Origin of the sequence: Paenisporosarcina quisquiliarum (assembly GCF_043641925.1) — a bacterium.
GTDB lineage: Bacteria > Bacillota > Bacilli > Bacillales_A > Planococcaceae > Paenisporosarcina > Paenisporosarcina quisquiliarum_A.
Map to the genome: position 1 here is coordinate 1 of NZ_JBHZRU010000027.1, position 22,322 is coordinate 22,322.

The window sequence follows — 22,322 nt, forward strand, 5'->3', positions numbered from 1 at the left end:
ATTTGGATAAAGAAAACGAGTAATTTTGTGCATCTTTAAACAAGCGAAAGTGTACATGTTTAGATTGACATTTACAGCAATACTCTTATGTTCATTGAATCCAGTTAACTGATTAAAAATTTGCTCGAGAGACCCTTCTTTGCTTTGACTTTGCAATTCTTCAAAGGTACCGTCGGCTATAACTCTTCCTTCAGCCAACAAAATAATTCGACTACTGATTTTCTCAACAACGTCCATTATATGAGACGAATAAAATATCGTTTTCCCTTGGTTTGCTAGTTGAATCAAGATTTCTTTTATAATCATCATCGAATTGGCATCTAATCCACTCAAAGGTTCATCCCAAAACAATAAATCAGGGTCATGCAATAAACTCGAGATAATTAATACTTTTTGCTTCATCCCTTTGGAATACGATGAAATTCGGCTATGGAACACTTTCTCCATACCGAAATGATGCATTAAACTATAAGCCTTATGCTCAGCAAATTTTTGATCGAGCCCATAAAGCTCTCCCATCAAAGTTAAGTATTCACTAGCTGTCAAATTGTCATAGACTTCCGCATTCTCCGGTACATAGCCAATCTTTCTTTTATATGTATAGGGTCCAGTTGAAATATCTTCACCGAAAACTTCAACCTTACCTTTATATTCTTCCAGCAGACCAAGCATTATTTTAACAGTCGTACTCTTCCCTGCTCCATTAGGTCCGATATACCCAATGATTTCTCCTCGATGCACTTCTAAATCAATTCCATTTAACACTTTTTTAGAGCCGTAACTCATCGTCAAATCTTTAATCGAAAGAACCTTTTCTGTTTGAACAGTCATGTTACTCACCTCAAAATCACGTATTTATACTATTCTAACATATCAGATTTGGAATAGTTGCCATTATTTACCTTGGTTTTTGTTTACATGAATTTGCAGTAGCTACATTATTAATAGGCACAAATGGTTAATGTTGGTATATTGGTTAAAAGGTGTTTTTTTCTAAAAAATATAAGAGGATATTTGTTTGAAGGAGGAGAACATGGTGACTTTATTTAGCATGACATTTGGGTTGTCGATTATATGTTCATTCATTGCTTTGTTTTATACAGCAATTGTTCGAAGTTGGCAAAGCTTTTTAGCATTAGGGATTGCTTCCTTACCTCTTTCTTTATATTTATTTTCAGGAGAACCGACGATACAGTATGTAGGCTCATTTTCATTCATTTGTTTTGCTATTTCTTTATTTATCTTTTGGAGAGAAAAGAGAAAACCAATAATTTAATTTTAGTTTTTTACTTTAGATGATTGGGGTGAGACTCTTGATAGGTAGAAAATTTTTATCTGCTATAGGATCTTGTATCGGTGTAATGATTATCTATTTCATATTGGAACCATCCGGTTTTGTCATCTTCATAGCTATGTATTTACTTCCGATTCTTTTGTTTTATGGATTACCCTCATCCATTTTGTCTGATTGGATCACCAAAAAGCTAAGCGGAATCATTAGAGGAATCTCAGCATTCGTGATTCACCTTTTCCTTGCTGCTCTGTTCGTTATAGTCCCAATTCTGTTATTTTCTCAATGGGAAAGAGAATTATTATTTTCCGATGTTAGAAGCTTGTTAGACAATTTCTTTTTTATTACCGCAATTCTTTCATCCTTTTTGTTTTGGTTTATTGATGAGTTTCTAAGATGTAATAAAACAAAAAGGGAATGGAATGTGTTAAAGGAGAGACTTGGTGATTTAAGAATTTAATGCTGTGTGTTGAATGACTAATAACAGAAATCGATTGAACTAAAGAAGCTTGGAGTGTGGAGAATCTTGAAAATAAAGAAACGCTATATCATGTTAAGTGTACTAATTTTACTTGTTTTATATGTTGTTCACTTAAATGGATACAGGCTAACTGAAGAGTCTGCAATCCGAAATTCATATCCCAATCAAAGTGGGGAAATTGTTTATGAAAAAGAAATTGATCAAAAGAAATTGGTCATTTGGGATGCCGGGACTGCAAAATATGTAAAATTAATAATCAAGGACTGGGGTATCTTACACCGGGCAACTGTGATTATTGGTATTGGTGGGACAACACTTGATGAAAAAATGAAATTTAATTGGAATGCCACTTTAAAGAAAGACAAACATTATGACACATTATTTGCAGTAGAGGTTCTAGACACCAAGATCGTGAAAGTTATTGTTAGTAATGAACGTAATAATGAAAAAGTTTTATCACTAGATGAAGCGAAAGAGCAATCCACCGTGTATGTAGAGATGGATGTTTTAAATGGTTATGCTGCACATTATCGTTATTTACACACCTCTGATGTTGGAGCATTTATTTTTCGCGGATTAGATTCTGAGGGCAATGTTTTGTCCATCCAATAAATACATAAAGAATAGGCATCCAATTATCGATCTAATTGGATGCCTTTTATTCTTTATTAACCAATAACATGAAAAACAAAATTCATTAAAAATAACCCGGCAATCACATAAAGTGTTGGTGTGACTTCTTTCCATTTTCCAATCGCGACTTTCAAAATTGGATACAAAATGAAGCCGATTGCCATTCCATCCGCAATGCTATACGTAAACGGAATCATCACGACGATAAATAACGCAGGGAAGCTCTCACTCAAATCCTTCATATCCAAGTTACGGATATTTTGCACCATCAAGCCACCGATAATGATGAGAATCGGTGCAATTGCGCTATTTGGAATGAGTTTAATCATTGGAATAAAGAACGCAGCCCCTAAAAACAACATTCCTGCTGTAATAGTGGTTAGTCCTGTACGTCCACCCGCAGCCATTCCAGCAGCACTTTCTACAGAAGCTACCGTTGGGCTTGTTCCAAAAACACCTGAAGTCATTGCTGAAATCGATGTTGCCTGGAAAGCTTTTTTGAAGCGATCTGGACGATTGATAAATGTCACTTGGCCATGAACAAGACCAATGTTTTCAAATACAATGACCATCGTTAACGAGAAAACCGCAACCCAAAACGTCATAGACAATACACTTTCAAATGACAAAGCACCTAATACACTGAATGCATCCGCAGAGGATAAAGTTGACGTACTTTCTTGAGAAACATCAATCAAGCCAAATAACGAAGCAATGATGGTTCCGACAACAATCGTGATCAAGAAATTCCCCGGCACATTTCGTATGAACAAAATAATAGCAACGAGAAAAGTCAGGATCGTCGCGAGTACTTGTGGTTCACCAAAAGAACCTAAAGCTAAAATCGAACTTGAACCTTTTTCGATAATTCCACCTTTTTCAAGGCCGATTAACATAAGGAATAAGCCAAGTCCCACCGTAATCGCTTCTTTTAACGAATGAGGAACCGCCACACTCAGCATGCTTGAAAAACGTGTGAATGCGATAACGACAAAAATCAAACCAGATACGAAAACAACGGCTAATGCTTCTTGCCAAGATAAGCCCATTGACTGAACCATCGTGTAAGAAAACAATGCGTTAATTCCCATTCCCGGAACGAGCAATATCGGAGCGTTGCCCCAAAACCCCATTAACAAGCATCCAAATACAGAAGCTGCAATGGTTGCAATAATGGCTGCTTCAAGCGGCATACCAGCCTCGGACAGAATAAGAGCATTGACCGCAATAATGTAAACCACCGTAAAGAACCCGATAAGTCCCGCCATTACTTCTCTCTTAAAAGTCGTTCCGTTCTCTTGAAGACCAAAAAACTGATCGATCCAATTTAACATTTCTTCAACCTTCTATTTAATTAGCCCTCTCCCTACCCGCTCTGCCTGATTAACAGGTGAGCCATTAAGGATTTTAGTCACTTTTTGCCATACTGTCAAGTAAAAGTTCTTGAATGGGCGTTTGTATACAACTTATAATATGGCGTTACCTCAAGGTTTTTTTGGCGTTCCGAGGACTTTTTCTGTCGCAAACTGATGATAATTTGGCGTTCGCGATACATAATTTGGCGTTTGGACTCTTTTTTCTGGCGTTAGACGATTTTCCCCCAACACAAAAAGCAGTGAGACCACCGTCTCACTGCCATTATATACTCTACTATCAAGGCAACACTGTCGCACCCATCAAATAGCGATCACATTCTCTCGCGACTTCGCGTCCTTCATTGATTGCCCAAACAATCAAACTTTGACCGCGACGCATGTCTCCAGCTGAAAAGACACCTTCGACGTTGGTTACGTATTTGCCGTATTCTGCTTTCACTGTAGAATTTGAATTCGTTTCGATGTTTAATTGTTGCAGGAGTCCTTGTTCGGGCCCACTGAATCCGATTGCGAGTAACACTAAATCGGCTGGCCAAATTTTTTCTGTTCCTGGAATTTCTTCACGAATTCGATTTCCTTCTTCGTCAATTCTCAACTTCACGTTAACGGTATGAACTTCTTTCACATGACCAAGTTCGTCTCCAACAAATCGCGTTGTTTGTACCGCATACGCTCTTGGGTCTTCACCAAATTCACTCGCCGCTTCCTTTTGGCCATATTCAATTCGGTGAATGACCGGATATTGCGGCCATGGGTTGCCAACGCCATCACGAATTGACCCTTTTTGATCGTAAATATCAAATTGAGTGAGACTGCGACAGTTATGACGGACTGCAGTCGCTAAACAATCGGTTCCTGTGTCACCGCCACCAATGACGATGACGTCTTTTCCTTCTGCAGATAAGAACTGTCCATCTTGGTGATTGGAATCGAGATAGCTTTTCGTATTGGAATGAAGGAAATCCATCGCATAATGAATGCCTTTCAATTCTCTACCTTCAACCGCAACATCTCTATGAACCGTTGCACCACCACATAAGATCGTCGCCTCAAAATCTTGATGAAGTTGTTCAACAGAGTAATCCTTCCCGACCTCTGTGTTAGTGACGAATTTGATTCCTTCTTGCTCTAGAAGATTCACACGACGTTGTACCATTTCGTATGGGATCTTCACTTCTGGAATGCCGTAAGTTAGTAGTCCACCTACTCGATCATTGCGTTCAAATACGGTGACCCAATGACCGGCTTTATTCAACTGGGCTGCAGCTGCTAACCCGGCAGGACCAGATCCGATAACTGCCACTTTTTTACCTGTTCGTTTTTCAGGAGGCTCTGGAATGACCCAACCTTCTTCAAAGCCTTTTTCAATAATGGCTCGTTCGACCGTTCGAATGGCTACAGGCGGTTCATTAATACCTAACACGCAAGCCCCTTCACAAGGTGCAGGACAAGCGGCACCTGTGAATTCAGGGAAGTTGTTTTTTTCATGCTCCCGCTTCAGTGCTTCTTTCCATTGACCTTGATACACAAGATCATTCCATTCGGGAATTAAGTGATTCACTGGACACCCTGTGGTCACTCGATTGATTTCCATACCGGTATGGCATGTTGGGACGCCACAGTCCATGCAGCGTGCGCCTTGTTCTCTCACTTCTGTATCAGTCATTGGCAGCGTATAATCTTGCCAATCATTTAGTCGTTCCAGTGGTGTTCGTTCAGGCTGTGTTTGTCGTGCATACTCCATAAATCCTGTTGGTTTTCCCATGTCACCTCTCCTTTCCGCTAACCTACTTTACGCCAGCTGCTTCCTTGTTACTTTCATCAAACGCCGTCATTTGTGCATCAAATACGCTTAAACCTTCATCTTGAAGGGCTTGAATTCGTGAATTTATTTTCAAATATGCTTTTGGAATGACTTTGACAAACTGTGATGAGTATTTCTCCCAGTAAGCTAAAATCCGTTTTCCATGCGCACTATTTGTATACTCAACGTGCTTTTCTAGCATGTTGTAAACATCTTGTAATTCACTTTCGTGTTCCATCTTTTGAAGATGAACGAGCTCTGTGTTGCATCTTGTGTCGAAGGTTCCATCTTCATCAAACACATAGGCGATGCCGCCGGACATTCCTGCAGCAAAGTTTCGACCCGTTGTTCCTAACACGACCACTTTTCCACCTGTCATGTATTCACACCCGTGATCCCCAACGCCTTCGACGACTACATTTGCTCCACTATTACGTACACAGAAACGTTCTCCAGCGATTCCTTGAATATAAGCCTCACCAGCTGATGCACCGTAAAATGCGACATTCCCGATAATGATGTTTTTCTCAGGCGCAAAAGTTACAACTGGGTCTGGGTGAACAATGATTTTCCCACCAGATAACCCTTTACCAACAAAGTCATTCGAATCTCCAACTAACTTGAGTGTCATTCCTTTTGGAATAAAAGCACCAAAGCTTTGACCCGCTGAACCTTTTAACGTCAATCGAATTGTATCTTCAGGTAATCCTTTTTCACCGTATCGTCTCGTAATTTCACTTCCAAGCATTGTGCCAGTTACACGGTTTATATTGCGAATGGCAGTTGTAAATTCAACAGGCTCTTGGTTTTCAATCGCTTTTCGACAATTTGGAATCAATTCCTGGAAATCGAGTGTTTTTTCTAATCCGTGATCTTGGTCAACGGTATGATAACGCCCTACCTTCGCAGGTAAATTCGGTGAATATAGCAACGCAGACAAATCGATATCTTTTGCTTTCCAGTGATCAATCGCTTGATTCACTTCAAGTGCATCCGTACGTCCAACCATTTCGTCAATCGTTCTAAAACCAAGTTGCGCCATCAATTCTCTTGTTTCCATGGCAATAAAACGCATAAAGTTCGCCACATGTTCTGCGTTACCTGTGAACTTTTTACGGAGTTCAGGGTTTTGAGTTGCGACGCCAACTGGACAAGTATCCATGTGACACACGCGCATCATAACGCAACCTAGAACAACAAGTGGCGCGGTTGAGAATCCATATTCTTCTGCACCTAGTAGTGTCGCTAATACGACATCTCGTCCCGTCATCATTTTGCCATCGGTCTCAATGACGATTCGGTCACGCAGTCCATTTAATAACAACGTTTGGTGCGTCTCTGCTAAACCAATTTCCCACGGCAAGCCAGTATGCTTCAAACTAGTCCGTGGAGCTGCGCCGGTACCACCGTCATATCCACTGATTAACACTAAGTCCGCTCGTCCTTTGGCTACCCCAGCAGCAATTGTTCCAACACCTACTGCCGACACTAGTTTCACACTAATTCGCGCTCTTGGATTCGCATTTTTTAAGTTATAAATCAGTTCTGCTAAATCTTCTATTGAATAAATATCATGATGAGGTGGCGGTGAAATTAATTCCACACCGGGCGTTGAGCCACGAACTTCTGCAATCCATGGGTACACTTTCTTCCCTGGCAAATGACCACCTTCACCCGGTTTCGCCCCTTGTGCAACTTTGATTTGAATCTCGTCTGCATTTACTAAATAATGACTCGTCACACCAAAACGACCGGAAGCCACTTGTTTAATCGAGCTGCGTCTAGAATCACCATTCGCGTCAGGTGTGAAACGGTCAATGTCTTCTCCACCTTCACCGGTATTACTACGTCCACCTACTCGATTCATGGCAATCGCTAACGCTTCATGGGCTTCTTTTGAAATCGATCCGTATGACATCGCACCAGTTTTAAAACGTGCACAAATCCCTTCAATAGACTCAACTTCTTCAATTGGAACTGAAGGACGTTCTTTAAATTTCAATAAACCACGCAACGATTGAAGGTTTACCTTTTCATCCGTCAACATGCTTGTGTATTTCTTGAAAACCTCATAATTATTCGTGCGACACGCGTGTTGAAGTGTATGAATGGTACTTGGATTGTATTGATGGTCCTCTCCGTTTGCTCGATATTGGAACTCATCACCAGCATCCAAGGTTTTATTGCCACCACGGTTTTCTTGAAAAGCCACTTCATGACGAAGAAGTGCTTCTTTTTCAATTAAGTCCATACCAATTCCGCCAAGACGAGAAGAGGTTCTCGTGAAATACTTATCAATGACATCTCTATGAATACCCACGGCTTCAAAAATTTGTGCGCCACGATAACTTTGAATGGTGGAAATCCCCATTTTCGAAAGCACCTTTATAATGCCATCCGTAATGGAGTGAATATAATTATTTTCTGCTTGTTCAAGTGAAGGCATTGATAGCTCGCCTTTCACCATTAACTCACGAATTGAGTCAAAAGCTAAATACGGGTTTATTCCCTCCGCACCAAAACCTAGAAGAGCGGCAAAATGATGAACTTCCCTTGGTTCACCTGATTCAAGCAAAATACTTACTTTTGTCCGTGTTCCTTGGCGAATCAAGTGATGATGCAAGCCCGAAACGGCTAGTAATGCAGGTATCGCTGCTTGATGTTCAGACACCCCTCTGTCCGATAAAATCAGCAAAGTGGTTTCTTCATTTACTGCTAGGTCCGCTTTTACAAATAGTTCTTCTAAAGCGTGCTCAAGCTGGCCCGGTTCTTTATTGGCAGAAAAAAGAATCGAAAATGTGGCCGTTTTAAAGCCTTCTACTTGTTGTTGGCGCAGGGATTCTAATTGTCGATTCGTTAAGATTGGTGTTTTCAGTCGAATATGTCGACAGCTTTCTGCATTCGGGTTAACCAAATTGCCTTCCGCTCCGATTGTTGTATCGACCATCGTAATAATTTTTTCTCGAATTGCATCAATCGGTGGATTCGTGACTTGCGCAAACAATTGTTTAAAGTAGTTGTATAGCAGTTGTGGTTTTTTCGATAAAACAGCTAACGGAGAATCGTACCCCATCGATCCGACTGGGTCTTTCCCTTCTAACACTAATGGTTTGATAATTTTCGTCAGTTCTTCACGCGTATAACCAAAAGCGAGTTGCTGTTGTAATAATGGTTCGCCAACGTACACATGTGACTGTTCACTCGCTTCAGGTAAGTCTTCGAGATTGGTCATATTCTTCAGCCACTCTTTATACGGCTGCTCTGCAGCAATTTGCAGTTTCACTTCTTCGTCTGGAATAATTGTGCCTTTTTCTAAGTCGATTAAAAGAATCTTTCCAGGTGCTAATCGTTCCTTGTATTCGATATCGTCCGCAAAAATATCCAATGCCCCGACCTCTGAACCAAGGACAATCATGCCGCTTTTCGTAACGTAATATCGCGCGGGTCTTAAACCATTGCGGTCAAGTGTCGCAGCGATTTGTTTCCCATTTGTAAACACCAATGCAGCCGGTCCATCCCAAGGCTCCATTAATGTACTGTGATACTCATAAAAATCACGTTTCTCTTCAATAATAGTCTTATCATTTGCCCAAGGCTCGGGTACCATCATCATGGCCGTATGAGCGATTGAACGTCCCGACAAGTGTAGAAATTCAAAACAATTATCGAACATGGATGAATCACTGCCATCCGCATCGATGACTGGCAAAACCTTTTGTAAATCTTCTTGATTGAAAAATTCCGATTCAGTCATTTGTTCACGTGCTCGCATCCAATTCACATTGCCACGTAGTGTATTAAATTCTCCATTATGAATGGTGTAACGGTTTGGATGTGCGCGCTTCCAACTCGGAAACGTATTGGTGCTGAATCGAGAATGTACGAGTGCTAATGCAGATTTGAAATCTGGATGATTTAAGTCGATGAAAAAGGAATCTAGTTGTTCGGGGATAAGCATACCTTTATAGACAATGGTTTGGGTTGATAAACTGCAGATATATACGTCTTCATATGCTCTAAAGGCAGCCATTTCGCGCTCAATGCGCTTACGGATGATATATAATTTTCGTTCAAACGCCAGTTGATCTTGGCAATCCGAAGACATTTGGACGAATACTTGTCTAATCGTAGGTTTCGTTTTCGTTGCTACTTTTCCAACAAACGAATCATTGATGGGCACTGGTCGCCATCCAAGAAACACTTGACCTTCTTCGGCAATAATTCGCTCGAAAATTTCTTTACTCTTCATACGAATCTCGTGATCTTTTGGTAGAAACACCATGCCGACCGCATATTCGCCTTCTCTTGGTAAAATAATATCTTCTTTCTCACATTGTTTTTGGAAGAAGCGATGAGGAATTTGCGTTAATATACCCGCTCCATCTCCTGTACTTGTGTCTGCGGATTGGCCTCCGCGATGTTCCATATTACAGAGGATGGTCACTGCATGTTGAACGATACTATGTGTTTTTCTGCCATTAATGTTTGCAATCATGCCAATTCCACATGCCTCATGTTCTTGCTCTGGGTCATACAATCCTTGCGGAACTGGATATCCAGTCTTTATCATGACATCGCCCCTCTCTCTTCATCTTTGAAAGATTTCTCTATAGATATCGAACAAGTATATCACAAAATCACCGTTCACATAAAATTCTGACAACAAATATTGTGCATTTTTATTAATTTTAATGAATGAAAACGCTATCAACGTTGAATAATTAAGGAATCTCTTTTAAATAAAAAACGTTGAAAATGCTCATAAAAATGTGGATTAAATTAAGACATCCATACGAGGATCAATTATAAATACTCACAGTTTATGCAATGGCCAATCTTGATATGCTTCGTATCATCATTGTTTTCTTCTAAATAATAAGACACAATACTTTTCTCTATCTCAATTAAAGTTGGCTGATTTTCATTGCGGCGGTCGCTATCCATAACTTTCATTTCAACAAAAAAACCAACCAGCTAGAGAGAATTCTCTTTCTGATTGGTTTCATACGATATATTACTTACTTTGATACCACGCACTAGCTTTTTCCACTTCACTAAACGTTAGGTGATGGCCATTGGTTTCCCATTCCAACGTAACTTCTGCACCGGCTTGTTCTAACAAGGCTTTCAAGTCTTCAGATTCTTGGGCTGGACAAATCGGATCATTTGAACCTGCTCCAATGAACACCTGTTTCCCTGTTAAGTCCGGCAACTCAATTCCTCTTCTCGGAACCATTGGATGATGTAACATGGCGCCTTTTAATGAATCTTCGTAATGGAATAATAAGCTTGCAGCAATATTTGCCCCATTCGAATAGCCCACTGCGTAGATATTGTAGCGGTCAAAACCATATTCGGTTGCTGCTTGATCTAAAAAGTCATTCAATTCTTTTGTACGGAAAACTAAGTCCTCTTCATCAAATACACCTTCAGCTAAACGCTTGAAAAAGCGAGGCATCCCGTTTTCTAACACATTTCCTCTTACACTAAGTACATTCGCTTCCGGATCTACTTTTGATGCTAATGGTAGCAAGTCATGCTCTGTCCCACCTGTTCCGTGTAGCAAAAGCAATGTAGGTCTAGTAGGGTCATTCCCTTGTTGAAAAAGATGTCTCATTGTCATTTTCTTCTCACCCTTCATGATCTAAATTTCGAACTTCGATTGGAATTAAGACATTCATTAATGCATCTCGATGTTGTTCATACTGAGTTGGTAATTTCAACTCGGTTCCCATTGTTCCATCGGACTCATCGTGTGCAAACCCTGGAGGATCCGTTGCAATTTCGAATAAAATCTCTCCTCGTTCTTTAAAGTAAATCGCATTAAAGTAATTTCGGTCTTGGACAGGTGTCACTCCGTATCCAGCATTTCCAACATGTTCACGCCACTCTAACTGATCGGCGTCATCTTCAGCACGCCATGCAATGTGGTGAACTGTTCCCACTCCCATTTGTCCTCGGCCACTTGGCGATGATTTCACATCAATTATATTGCCGATATCGCCATACGATTTGAATCGCAGCAAGCCATTTTCTTCCGCGATTTTTTCAAGACCCATCACATCTACTAATAATTTAGCTGTTTGGTCTGGTTGAGCTGAAAACAAAGTAGCTCCGCCAAATCCTTTAATAGCAACATTAGCTTTAACTTCACCAAAAGCCCATGAGCTTTGGTCCCCACTTGCTCGCTCAACTAATTCTAGTTGTAAGCCGTGCGTATCTTTAAACGTCAAATATCTTTCACCGAAACGTTCTGATTTCGAAAACTCAATATTAAATTTCGTTAGTCGGTTCTCCCAAAACGGAAAAGCACCTGTAGGCACAACATATGAGGTCACTCCTACTTGCCCATCTCCGATTACACCAGGATAAGCATCTGCCCATGGGAAAAACGTGATAATCGTTCCTGGTTTTCCTCCGTCATTACCAAAGTACAAATGATACGTACCTGGATCATCGAAGTTCACTGTTTTTTTAACCATTCGTAAACCTAATATTCCTGCGTAAAAATCTACATTTTGTTGTGGGTGTCCTACAATCGCTGTTATATGGTGAATCCCTGCTGTTCGTTTCATTTTGTTGTCACTCCTTTTTGTGTGGGCACTTTTTTCCCTACTCTTTTTAATAAATCAATCAATACATCGTGTTCTTGTTCTGTCAGTTCAGAAAAAATATCTTCAATGACGAGTTGATGCTGCGGAAAAATTGAATCCATTACCTGTTTTCCATCGTCAGTTAGTTCTATATAAACAACACGACGATCCTCTTTGCAATCACTTCGTGTCAGCCAGCCCTTATCTTCTAATTTATCGATGACGTACGTAATCGAACCTGTTTTAATCAAGACAGCTTCGGCTATTTGGCGAATGGTTTGTCTCCCTTTATGATAGAGCGTTTCCATAATGACAAAATCAGATGTGCGCATGTCATAGGAGGTAATGTCTGTTGTAATCAATTCTTGAACTGATTTTGATGCTTTCATTAATACAATAAATGATTTCAATGACTTGCTTTCCACTTTGCAACACCTCTTTCTATGGTTAACTTCCATTATGTTTAATTAAGATATCTTGAATTAAAGATAATATTACGTTGTTTTATTTGTATTGTCAATTAAACGGTTTGATTCGTAATTATGAGAGTTTAAAATTTTTTTCATCTCCTGAACTTGCATGTTTAATCGTCTGTTTCCAGTTATATTCATCAACATTAAAATCAGAGTTTCTGGCAAGAAAATCAATGTTAAGGTAAACTTTATAAGAAAATACTTCCAGTGAAACGATGTGACGCGATGATTTCAACTACTTCTTATACAACAAAAGATCGAGGCTTCTGGCGGATATTGTTTGGTCTGTTCTTAGCTTCTTTATTCATTTTTGCTTCTCTTTATACGGTTCAGCCATTATTACCTATATTTGTTGATGAGTTTGGGGTCACTGTTGCAACTTCCAGTATGTCTATGTCACTTACGGTCATTGGATTAATTATTGGACTAATCTCTCTAGGTTTTCTATCAGATCGATACGGTCGAGTGCAGTTTATTAAACTAGCAATGATTTTTGCAGCTTTGCCATTTTTTCTTATTCCCTATGTCGATTCTTTTTATTTCCTTTTATTCATAAGATTTTTGCAAGGGTTTGCCTTTGCCGGTGTTCCCGCTGCAGCGATTGCTTATATGGCTGAAGAAATTGATCGACGGTATTTAGGAATTGCTATGGGATTGTATATCGCAAGCAATGCACTCGGCGGTTTAATAGGTCGGGTGGCTACTGGCTACATAACAGATCAAGCCTCATGGCAGATGGCTTTCACCTTGCTCGGTTTTTTTGGTATGTTGCTTGGAATCGTTTTACTATTCCTGCTACCAAAATCAAGACGTTTTCAACCTGAAGACCTCCGATTTTCAGAAGATATTAAAGGTTTTCTTGTACATTTAAAAAACCCAAAATTATTACCGATTTTTGGTTTCGGAATCGTCTTACAGCTTTCATTCACAGGAATATGGACATTTATGCCTTTTCATCTACAAGAAGCTCCGTTTAATTTATCCTTACATACAATTTCGTTGCTATTTTTCGCTTATGGATTTGGGGTTATTGGGTCCCCTTTTGCAGGAAAAATAGCGAATCAGTTTGGTATAGAAAGGATCCGTGCACTTGCGATTCTGACGCTCTCACTCGGTGCCTTTATTACTCTTTTTGATAATATGATTACGATGGCAATTGGATTGTCTGTCACGTGTCTCGGCTTTTTTATCGCCCATTCTTTGACAGCCGCGACTGTCACTAAAAAAGCGACACACCATAAAGGGAGTGCCGCTAGCTTATATCTCGTTTCCTATTATCTCGGAGTAGCGGCTGGTAGCTCTTTGCTAAGTCCCATTTGGACACAGACAGGTTGGATTGGGATTGTAATCTTCTCTTCTCTGTTGCCGGTAATATATTTACTTACGACTCGCCTTTTTACTCGTTCCACATAAAAGAAGCTTCCTGCATTAAATGGCAGGAAGCTTCTTTTCATCTTTTATTTCATTGATTCTGGAACGGTAAAGATATCGATGTCCCACACAAGTGGGAGATAATAATAAATTGATAATCCAACAAGGAAAATGCCGATAATGTTAAGCGCAAACCCTGCCTTTGCCATATCCGGAATTCGTAAATAGCCAGATCCAAAGACTACTGCATTTGGTGGTGTTGCAACTGGTAACATGAAGGCACACGAAGCAGCCAGACCAGCAGCAATCATTAATGCAAATGGATGGATACCTAGGGCCACCGCTAATGATGCCATTATTGGATACATCATAGATGCAGTTGCTGTATTACTTGTAATTTCAGTCAAGAAAATCACAAATGCTGTAACGATTAAAATGACCACTAAGACAGGAATACCTTGAAGTGCAGTCAATTGGGAACCAACCCATTCAGATAATCCTGAGGCAGTAAATCCAGCAGCAATCGCTAGACCCCCACCAAATAGTAAAAGAATTCCCCAAGGCAACTTAACAGCAGTATTCCAGTCAAGCAGATGATCGCCTTTTCTTGTTTTAGCGGGAATAATAAACAACAGTAATGCTGCTGTTAATCCAACCATCGCATCTGTTAAAGAAGGTAAGAATTGTACTAATAAAAATGTTCTTGTGATCCATGCAAGAGCTGCTAAAACAAATATGATAAAAACAATTTTCTCCTCATAAGAGGCACTACCCAATTTTTCTTTCTCTTTACGCATGACCGCTTGTCCACCTGGCAGCTGTTTGAGTTTGAGTGGATACGCAACTTTCACTAAATAAACCCAAGCAATGATAATGAAGATCCACGCAAGCGGAACTCCAAACAACATCCATTGCGCAAACGAGATTTCAATTCCGTATAACTTATTTACTGCCCCAGCAAGCAACGTATTCGGAGGTGTTCCGATTAATGTTGCAATTCCACCAAGAGAAGCTGAATAGGCAATCCCAAGCATTAAAGCCTTACCAAAACCGAAATTTTCTTTGGTGGTGTCTATCGTAGGGTCGTCTTTCAGAGCCTCTTGTACTTGATAAATAATAGCTAACCCAATTGGCACCATCATCATGGCGGTTGCAGTATTTGAAATCCACATAGACAAGAATCCAGTAGCTACCATAAACCCAAGTATGATTCGATCCGTATTCGTTCCTATGGCTGATATAATCGTTAGTGCAATTCGTTTATGTAAATTCCATTTTTCCATAGCTAAGGCAATCATAAAACCGCCCATAAATAAGAAAATGGTTTCGTCTCCATAAGCAGATGTAACCGCTTTTACTTCAAGCGCTCCTGTTAAAGGGAATAATAGAATCGGTAAAAGAGAAGTAGCCGGAATCGGAATTGCTTCTGTAATCCACCAAGTTGCAATCCAAACTGTTGATGCCAATACCCCTTTTGCCTCTGGAGACAAGCCATCCGGTGTAAAAAACAACATTATTAACGCAAATAGTAACGGTCCTAAAATTAATCCGGTCAACTGAGACTTGGTATAACTACGGTTATCTCCAGGGTCCTCGTGCCCAGAAAGATCTTCATTACGAATACCCTTCGCCATATTTGAATCATTTGTACTCGTGAAAAATCTTAACATATCCTTCACTTCGTCATGTTTGTCCCATAACCAATTCCAAGTTGCTGAAACCATCCAATTCCTCCTTTAATTAAAAGAATATTCAAACTATAAAACTAGCATCCTCATTATACCTTTATTTTCCTCATTTGTGTGAATGTAAACACTTGATTACACATGTCAATATGTTGACGAGTTTTATTCCGCCACACCTAGACCATTCCTCTCGAATTACATAGGTTATGAATAAAACTAAATGGGGTTTTGGTTTGAAAAAACAACATCATGTAATTACCATTCTTGGTAGTGCTGGCGGAGTTGCTAACGGCATTCTCTCTATTTTAAATAAATCTGCAATAAATCAGAACGATCCACTTCATCACATTATGAGTAAATGAGATTCATTTGATTGATTATGAACAAAAAGATGCTTTTACCTATTCACAATTATTCCCACAGTTAAAAGATCAGTTTATCTTGCATACATTTGATTTGAAAGAAACGAAGCGATTTAAAGAACACCTAAAAACGAGTCAAACTGATGTTGTTATTGACCTTTCTTGGGCGGACACGGTTGAAATGATGAAATGCTGTGATGAGTTAGGAATCAGTTATGTGAACACAGCATTAGAAAACACGATGATTGATGAGAATGAAGAGTTATATGAGGGATTTGGTTTGATTGAGCGATTTAGGCACCTTGAAAAGTACAAAGACAACTTTTCAAATCTAACCGCCATAATCGGTTCTGGAATGAACCCAGGAGTGGTCCAGTGGATGGTACACGAATTACTTAAGACTGATTCACCTGAAAACAAGCCTATTGGTTGCTATATTGTGGAGCATGATAATTCATTTTACAAAAATCCAAAAATCGCTAAAAAAGATACCATTTATACGACTTGGTCACCAGAGTGTTTTCTTGACGAAGCTATCTTGAGTTTTCCGATGTTTATGCAGCACCACACACCCCTCTTTTTTTATGAGAAAGTGTATGATCTGGAATTTAAAGTAAAGCTAGGAGATATAGAGTTTGATGGCTGTTTATTGCCCCACGAGGAAGTTTATACACTTTGTAAGAAATACAACATGGAAGGCGGATTTCTGTATAAGGTCAATGAGCATACGACTAATTTAATCCGAGAAAATATAAATGATGTAGATAAACTATGGAACCATGAGATGAAGGTTCTCGATCCTAATGAAGCTCCTTTAAATGGGGAGGATTTAGTTGGTGTACTCCTCGTTTACCCTGACAAGGAACGGTATATGTATAACGTCTTAAGTAATCAATCCATCTATTCAGAGTACAAGACAAATGCAACATACTATCAAGTCGCTTGCGGTGTTTACGCATCCCTATCAGTCCTGTTCTTAGATAACTTAGAAAAAGGTTCTTATTATGTTGATGAGCTATTAATTAAAACCAAAAACAATTTTGGCAAATATTTAACAACGTATATGACGGAATTTGTTACTGGAGAAAATGAACAGTCAGATGGTTTGTTACACCAACGCATGAAAAATCTTCGTAAATAAAAAAGGAGCTCAATACAAATTGAGCTTCTGGCTGTAGAAAAACTGAAAGAGAAGGAAGCCCACGATTTAAAAGAAAAAATACCAGCTTCAACACAAAGAAAGTCTATCGGTTTATATTGCTAAACCTTCCCTATTCATTGAACAAACGTTATTCAAAAACACCACTACGAAGTATTTTAAAATTTACTCTAATATTAACTTTTGCGGTTGGATACATGGCATGCCAACTTTCATGCGTAAGGTTTGAGTTGCGGACTTGACTTCGATATTGTTCACCCAGTCCAAAAACATCTGAATTAATTTCCTGACAATAGTCCAATATGGATTTTAGTTCTTCCGCCAGACTTTGATTGATCGCTTTTTCGAGTTTTTCGACTTCTTTAGGATTATCAAAATCCACTTCTGCATCTACTTCGAGTATTCTCGCATCTAAATCAATATGTAAATCAAATTCCGGTACCGTTTGATCAGTTAATTTCAATTTCTTTGTTGACGTGATTGCATCAAGAACAACAGCAACAGTTTCCGTGGAATTAGATCGATCAGAAGAGAATATGTCCCCTGGAATAGAAGTTTCAAATTTACCAGATTTAAACTTCCCTCTAGTTAATAACAAATAAAAACTGTCTTTTGCAGGGAGTTGCCCAACTAATTTATCTTTATTAAATAATGCCACGTTTGAAACCTCGATTACTTCACCTTTTCTCATGATGATTGGCATAATAATATCTCTTCCAATTGAATAATAGTCTTGGGCAACTTCATGTAAAGTCGAAGATGTGACTTGCTCACTTTGCACATTTTGTTCAATTAGCTTATATATTTCTTGTCCAACATCATTAATATTTTGATATGGATATTCCAGTAAGTCCTTTAAGTTTCCTGGAGTCATAGCTAAAAGAATTCCACTACTGGTTGATGAATTCTTAGATAATGTATCTAGAAAATGTCCAATGCCTTCAGTTGCGAGGTCTTCGCCAAATAAAACAATTCTCATCTGTCCCGGCATTAATTTTTTCGTCGTTTTACGGTTTATTTCTGTCAGTGCTCCTTGACTTGAGTCATTTACAGCCGTAGAAGTCGTTACCATACTTTGAAATTCTGGGTCCACTTGCCGAATGACAGCGGTAGTCGACACTTTCCTGTCCTCATCAAGATCATAGCCAACCAAAGTGATCAATCCAATTTTCTCTAAAAGTTTCTGTTCAGCACACCCACCTATAAGCAAAGTGAAGGATAGAATTAAAATGCCAAGTTTAGTCATACGCATTATGTTAGCCTCCGTTGAGACGTGAGTTTTTTCTTAACCAGTGCAAGTACATAAAGGACTAACGGATAGATAAATACGACATAGAATGCTACTTGCGCAAAAATATTATTTACGGCGTTTATTTGAATGCGGGACTTAATAGAAATTGTTAGAAGTAGAACAATGATTGAAAATACCCATATAAATTTTTTTGCACTGATATTGATCATACCCTTCAATCCCCTGTGTGCTGCCCATACATATAGGCATAGGTTAGGCAAAATAATCATCATCCAAAAACAGATTGCTAAGAATTCAAAACGCTCTATAAATGGAAATCGAACAATACTAAACAGAGATAATGTTGCCCAAATGGTTTTACTTAACTGTTCACCACTAAAGTAGGTCAGTGAAACAATAATAACGGCTAGATACATCAGAGTAGTGACTAGTAAACCATAATGAACAGGCTTTGCAATTTTCTTCTTTTCCTTCACAAAAGGAAAAATAATATACAAGATTTCAAATCCTATAATCGTAAAGGTCATCGCTTTTGCACCTTTCAATATATCAATGAATTCACTTTCTAGTATTGGAAACAGACTTTGTGGATCTGAATATTGAAGTGGAAATACCAGAAATATAATGAGCCAAAATGACAATACAAAACTAAAGAAGGCTACACCTACAATTACTCGTAAACCGCCTAAAAAAGTATAAATTACGAGTAGTAATAGGGTTGCCGAAATAAACCATGTACTTAGTAACGGAAAAATCCATGTTTGAATCACTTCTATATAGTTTCTCAATACTGAGAAAAATGCTACCGAGCAGTAAAAGACGTAGATGACGTTTATAAAATTTCCAATCCATGCACCAAAAACTTCGCGATTAATTCCATATAAATCGTGCGAATCATACATCTCCAACGTTTTTATCATGATTATTGCAATGACATGTGAAGCAAGTCCAATCACAAGTACGGAAATCCATGCATCCTGTTTAGCTTCTTGGTAAATGATTCGCTGAAATCCGTGAATGCCAACACCAATTTGTGTTGTGTGAACAACGAAAAAGACTAGGAAAGCATTTATCATATGTTGGGGTTTTACGTGAATCACATTTTTCATCAAAACACCTTCAGTTCAACTTTTTTCTGGATTGATCGGTTCTGATTCAAATTTCTTTCTTTTTTTAGCTCTTGAACTTGTAGGTCTTAAATTAGTTAATGTCAGAGGCAATCTGATAATACTGTCCCGCCAATCAACCAATCGAGGTGGATAAAATGGTGCAGTATAAGGCGTACCTAAACTTGATTGTTTAATTAAGTGAACGAGTAAAAAACAGAATCCAAGCATTATGCCATAAAATCCCCAAAAGCCTGCAAGAATGATAATAGGAAATCGAATGGCACGAATAACATTCCCCATCATATAACTTGGTGTTGTAAAGGATGCAAGTGCACTTAAAGCCACAATAATGATTAAAATATTACTCGTAATACCTGCCTGAACAGCAGCAGTCCCAATGACAATACCGCCTACGATACCAATAGTCTGACCTACTTTGGTTGGTAATCGAGCTCCAGCTTCTCTAAGTAACTCAATGATGAGTTCTAGTAGTAATGCCTCAATTATCGGTGGAAAAGGAACTAACGCCCTTGATTCACTTAATGGAACTAGTAGGGATTGAGGAATCACCTCATAATGAAAGGTCAATGCAGCTACATATAAAGGTGTTAAATAGACTGATAAAAAAACGGCACCAAATCGTAATAATCTTAGAAACGAGGCAATTGGCCACCTAAGATTTTGGTCCTCTCTACTTTGGAAAAACTCGATAAATGAATGCGGGCAAACAATGGCCATCGAGCTTCCATCTACAAGAATCCCCAACTTTCCATTTATTAGACCATCACAAAACCGGTCAGGTCTTTCAGTTAAAAGCATCTGTGGAAAAGGAGATAACGAATTATCGTCTATCATTTCCGCTAGAAAGGAACTATCCAGTAATGCGTCAATCTTTAAATCGGTTATTCTTTGCCGAAGTGTTTGAACCATTTCCTCCGAGGCAATGCTTTTGAGATATAGAATGGAAACAGTTGTATTGGAAATTTTGCCAACAGAGAGTTTTTCAATATACATATCCGGTGTTCGAATATAGCGTCTAACCAGAGATTCATTCGTAGATAGGCTTTCGTTGAATCCGACTTGAGAACCGATTACTTGAGATTCATTTTCTGGTGCAGATAATGAACGAGAGTCTCTTGTATTAATTTTTGCCAATAAAACAGTTGGATGCCCATTTTTATGAATGAGAGCTGTTCCACTAAACAGTTCGAGTATGGCTAAATCCAACTTCTCTGTCATATTCACTTCAGGTATTTGTAATTGGAATTTCAGCTCGGATGGAGATGAACTTGGGTTATTAAGCACAACCGGAAGAATGTGTTTATTAAGAACTCGGCTATCTACCAAATTTTCTATGTAGAAAAGAGTAAAGTCCTCAGTGATAAATTTAGTTTTTAAATCAGATGGGTTATTCGACTCCTTTTTGATAACAGAAATAAATTCATCTTTATCAGCCGAGATTATTTTTTTATCATGTGAATTAATATTTTTAGACTTTGGTTTTAGACTTTCAGAGTCAGAACGAGCTTCTTGCTTCGACTCTTTTTTCTTGAACATATTTTTAAAGTTTTTATTAAACATGGGACACCTCCCCATTTTTTCTTTGTTCCTAGAATAGGTCTTAGAGTTTTTTTCTATACGCTTTCTCCTTATAATCTTTGTTGTCCCAATTCAACAGGTTTTCCTGATTGCTTTTCTAACATGGCGATCAAGGAAACAATCGTTGTTCATTACCCAGTCTTATGGATTTAACTTAACTTTATGGGAAAAGGAGGAATTTTTAGGGGTAGTATTGAATTAGTATTAGACACGGACTAATTGAATTTTGGAAGCTTATACTATCTCGGTGGGTTATACAGAGTGGCTCTGCATATAAATGAAAGGAAATATACTACCTTTGTTTGTACTGCTTAACGGCATATTCACGTAAATATGTAACTTATGCAAATTTAAATAAGAATGGAGTGTTAATAATGATTTGGTTTCTCATTTTAACCCCAATTGGTTTAGTTGTATTCGGCATTTTGTATGATATTAAAAACAAAAGTTTTAAAGAAATCAAAGCTCCTCCAAAGGGCAAGAGCTCTGATGCTGCTTTTAGAGATGCAAATACGCATAACAACGTAAATAGTAGCGGAGGTTTATAGAACAGTGTTTTTTTAGATATAGAAAAAACGGCTATTTCAATTACGAAATAGTCGTTCTTTTATTGGGGGTATTCACTATATTATTTGTACTACAGATAATTAACTTCTTAGGTAACTTTGCCATTTTTCATAAATTACTCGGTATACTGTATTTTTATAACGCGCCAGTGGAGAACATGCTCATAAGTTTATTTGGCTATTTATTCGTCTTTATCTTGTCATTTTCAACTACTATTGCCACATTTCATTATGCTAAAAATATTTACAACAAAAAAGCATAGAGTACAAGTGTTTAAAATTCAAAAAAGCAAAAAATGAAAAGGAGATGCATATGTTTAAAAACAAAAAGTACTGGATTCTCATGCCGCCTTTTTTATTATTAGCTATTCTCCTAATTCTGTTTTTACCAACCGATTTAAAGCCATATTCAATTATTTCAGTACTGATATTTTGGGTCACTTATTACATTTGGAACTACGCTGACAAAAAACAAAATAAAACACAAAAATAGGTTCTCCGTCAAATGTTGGGGTGGAGTGAAAATCACTTCACCTCATCCAACGTGATATCCTATTTTTTTATACTT

The 22,322-nt window shown here is 38.5% G+C and carries 15 protein-coding genes and 1 pseudogene; 5 read left to right on the plus strand and 11 right to left on the minus strand.

The window, feature by feature from the left end:
* Positions 1–831 (minus strand): ABC transporter ATP-binding protein (locus tag ACHUE4_RS16065; protein ID WP_394191886.1); only part of this gene is annotated, 831 nt, incomplete at its 3' end.
* 202 nt (positions 832–1,033) lie between these two features.
* Here ACHUE4_RS16065 and ACHUE4_RS16070 point away from each other — a divergent pair.
* Both ACHUE4_RS16070 and ACHUE4_RS16075 read left to right on the plus strand, forming a co-directional pair.
* Complete coding sequence (locus ACHUE4_RS16070; RefSeq protein ID WP_394191887.1) at positions 1,034–1,276, plus strand: hypothetical protein; 243 nt, start codon at positions 1,034–1,036, stop codon at positions 1,274–1,276.
* Positions 1,277–1,817: 541 nt separating this feature from the next.
* Positions 1,818–2,384: a hypothetical protein gene (locus ACHUE4_RS16075; RefSeq protein WP_394191889.1), complete on the plus strand. Its 567-nt coding sequence runs from the start codon at positions 1,818–1,820 to the stop codon at positions 2,382–2,384.
* Positions 2,385–2,440: 56 nt separating this feature from the next.
* Here ACHUE4_RS16075 and ACHUE4_RS16080 read toward each other — a convergent pair whose 3' ends face one another.
* The 6 genes from ACHUE4_RS16080 to ACHUE4_RS16105 form a co-directional block, all read right to left on the minus strand.
* A complete protein-coding gene (locus tag ACHUE4_RS16080) occupies positions 2,441–3,739 on the minus strand; it encodes an NCS2 family permease (protein ID WP_394191890.1) in 1,299 nt (432 codons plus the stop codon).
* 319 nt (positions 3,740–4,058) lie between these two features.
* Positions 4,059–5,546: a glutamate synthase subunit beta gene (locus tag ACHUE4_RS16085; RefSeq protein WP_394191891.1), complete on the minus strand. Its 1,488-nt coding sequence runs from the start codon at positions 5,544–5,546 to the stop codon at positions 4,059–4,061.
* Positions 5,547–5,568: 22 nt separating this feature from the next.
* Complete coding sequence (gene gltB, locus ACHUE4_RS16090; protein ID WP_394191893.1) at positions 5,569–10,155, minus strand: glutamate synthase large subunit; 4,587 nt, start codon at positions 10,153–10,155, stop codon at positions 5,569–5,571.
* A gap of 444 nt (positions 10,156–10,599) precedes the next feature.
* The gene (locus tag ACHUE4_RS16095; protein WP_394191911.1) at positions 10,600–11,202 is read right to left on the minus strand and encodes an alpha/beta hydrolase; all 603 of its coding nucleotides are present in this window, start codon (positions 11,200–11,202) and stop codon (positions 10,600–10,602) included.
* A 13-nt stretch (positions 11,203–11,215) separates the two neighbouring features.
* The gene (locus ACHUE4_RS16100; RefSeq protein WP_394191895.1) at positions 11,216–12,160 is read right to left on the minus strand and encodes a ring-cleaving dioxygenase; all 945 of its coding nucleotides are present in this window, start codon (positions 12,158–12,160) and stop codon (positions 11,216–11,218) included.
* The gene (locus ACHUE4_RS16105) at positions 12,157–12,603 is read right to left on the minus strand and encodes a MarR family winged helix-turn-helix transcriptional regulator (protein WP_394191897.1); all 447 of its coding nucleotides are present in this window, start codon (positions 12,601–12,603) and stop codon (positions 12,157–12,159) included. Before ACHUE4_RS16105 ends, ACHUE4_RS16100 begins: the two co-directional genes overlap by 4 nt.
* Positions 12,604–12,876: 273 nt before the next feature.
* Here ACHUE4_RS16105 and ACHUE4_RS16110 point away from each other — a divergent pair, with 273 nt between their 5' ends.
* Positions 12,877–14,064 carry an MFS transporter gene (locus ACHUE4_RS16110; RefSeq protein ID WP_394191899.1) on the plus strand — a complete coding sequence of 396 codons (1,188 nt, stop codon included), beginning with the start codon at positions 12,877–12,879 and terminating at the stop codon, positions 14,062–14,064.
* Between the two features lie 44 nt (positions 14,065–14,108).
* Here ACHUE4_RS16110 and ACHUE4_RS16115 read toward each other — a convergent pair whose 3' ends face one another.
* Positions 14,109–15,746, minus strand: coding sequence for an SLC13 family permease (locus ACHUE4_RS16115; RefSeq protein ID WP_394191901.1), 1,638 nt, complete (start codon positions 15,744–15,746; stop codon positions 14,109–14,111).
* Between the two features lie 167 nt (positions 15,747–15,913).
* Here ACHUE4_RS16115 and ACHUE4_RS16120 point away from each other — a divergent pair.
* Positions 15,914–17,210, plus strand: a pseudogene (locus ACHUE4_RS16120) (saccharopine dehydrogenase NADP-binding domain-containing protein).
* A gap of 148 nt (positions 17,211–17,358) precedes the next feature.
* Here ACHUE4_RS16120 and ACHUE4_RS16125 read toward each other — a convergent pair.
* From ACHUE4_RS16125 to ACHUE4_RS16135, 3 genes are read right to left on the minus strand one after another with little or no spacing between them, the layout of a single operon-like run.
* Complete coding sequence (locus tag ACHUE4_RS16125) at positions 17,359–18,480, minus strand: Ger(x)C family spore germination protein (RefSeq protein WP_394191903.1); 1,122 nt, start codon at positions 18,478–18,480, stop codon at positions 17,359–17,361.
* Positions 18,480–19,589, minus strand: coding sequence for a GerAB/ArcD/ProY family transporter (locus tag ACHUE4_RS16130; RefSeq protein WP_394191905.1), 1,110 nt, complete (start codon positions 19,587–19,589; stop codon positions 18,480–18,482). Before ACHUE4_RS16130 ends, ACHUE4_RS16125 begins: the two co-directional genes overlap by 1 nt.
* A 15-nt stretch (positions 19,590–19,604) precedes the next feature.
* Entirely contained in the window at positions 19,605–21,170 is a 1,566-nt protein-coding gene (locus ACHUE4_RS16135) for a spore germination protein (protein WP_394191907.1), read from the minus strand.
* A gap of 392 nt (positions 21,171–21,562) precedes the next feature.
* On the opposite strand from ACHUE4_RS16135, the gene ACHUE4_RS16140 reads away from it, so the two are divergent.
* Entirely contained in the window at positions 21,563–21,736 is a 174-nt protein-coding gene (locus tag ACHUE4_RS16140; protein ID WP_394191909.1) for a hypothetical protein, read from the plus strand.
* Positions 21,737–22,322 lie beyond the last annotated feature (586 nt).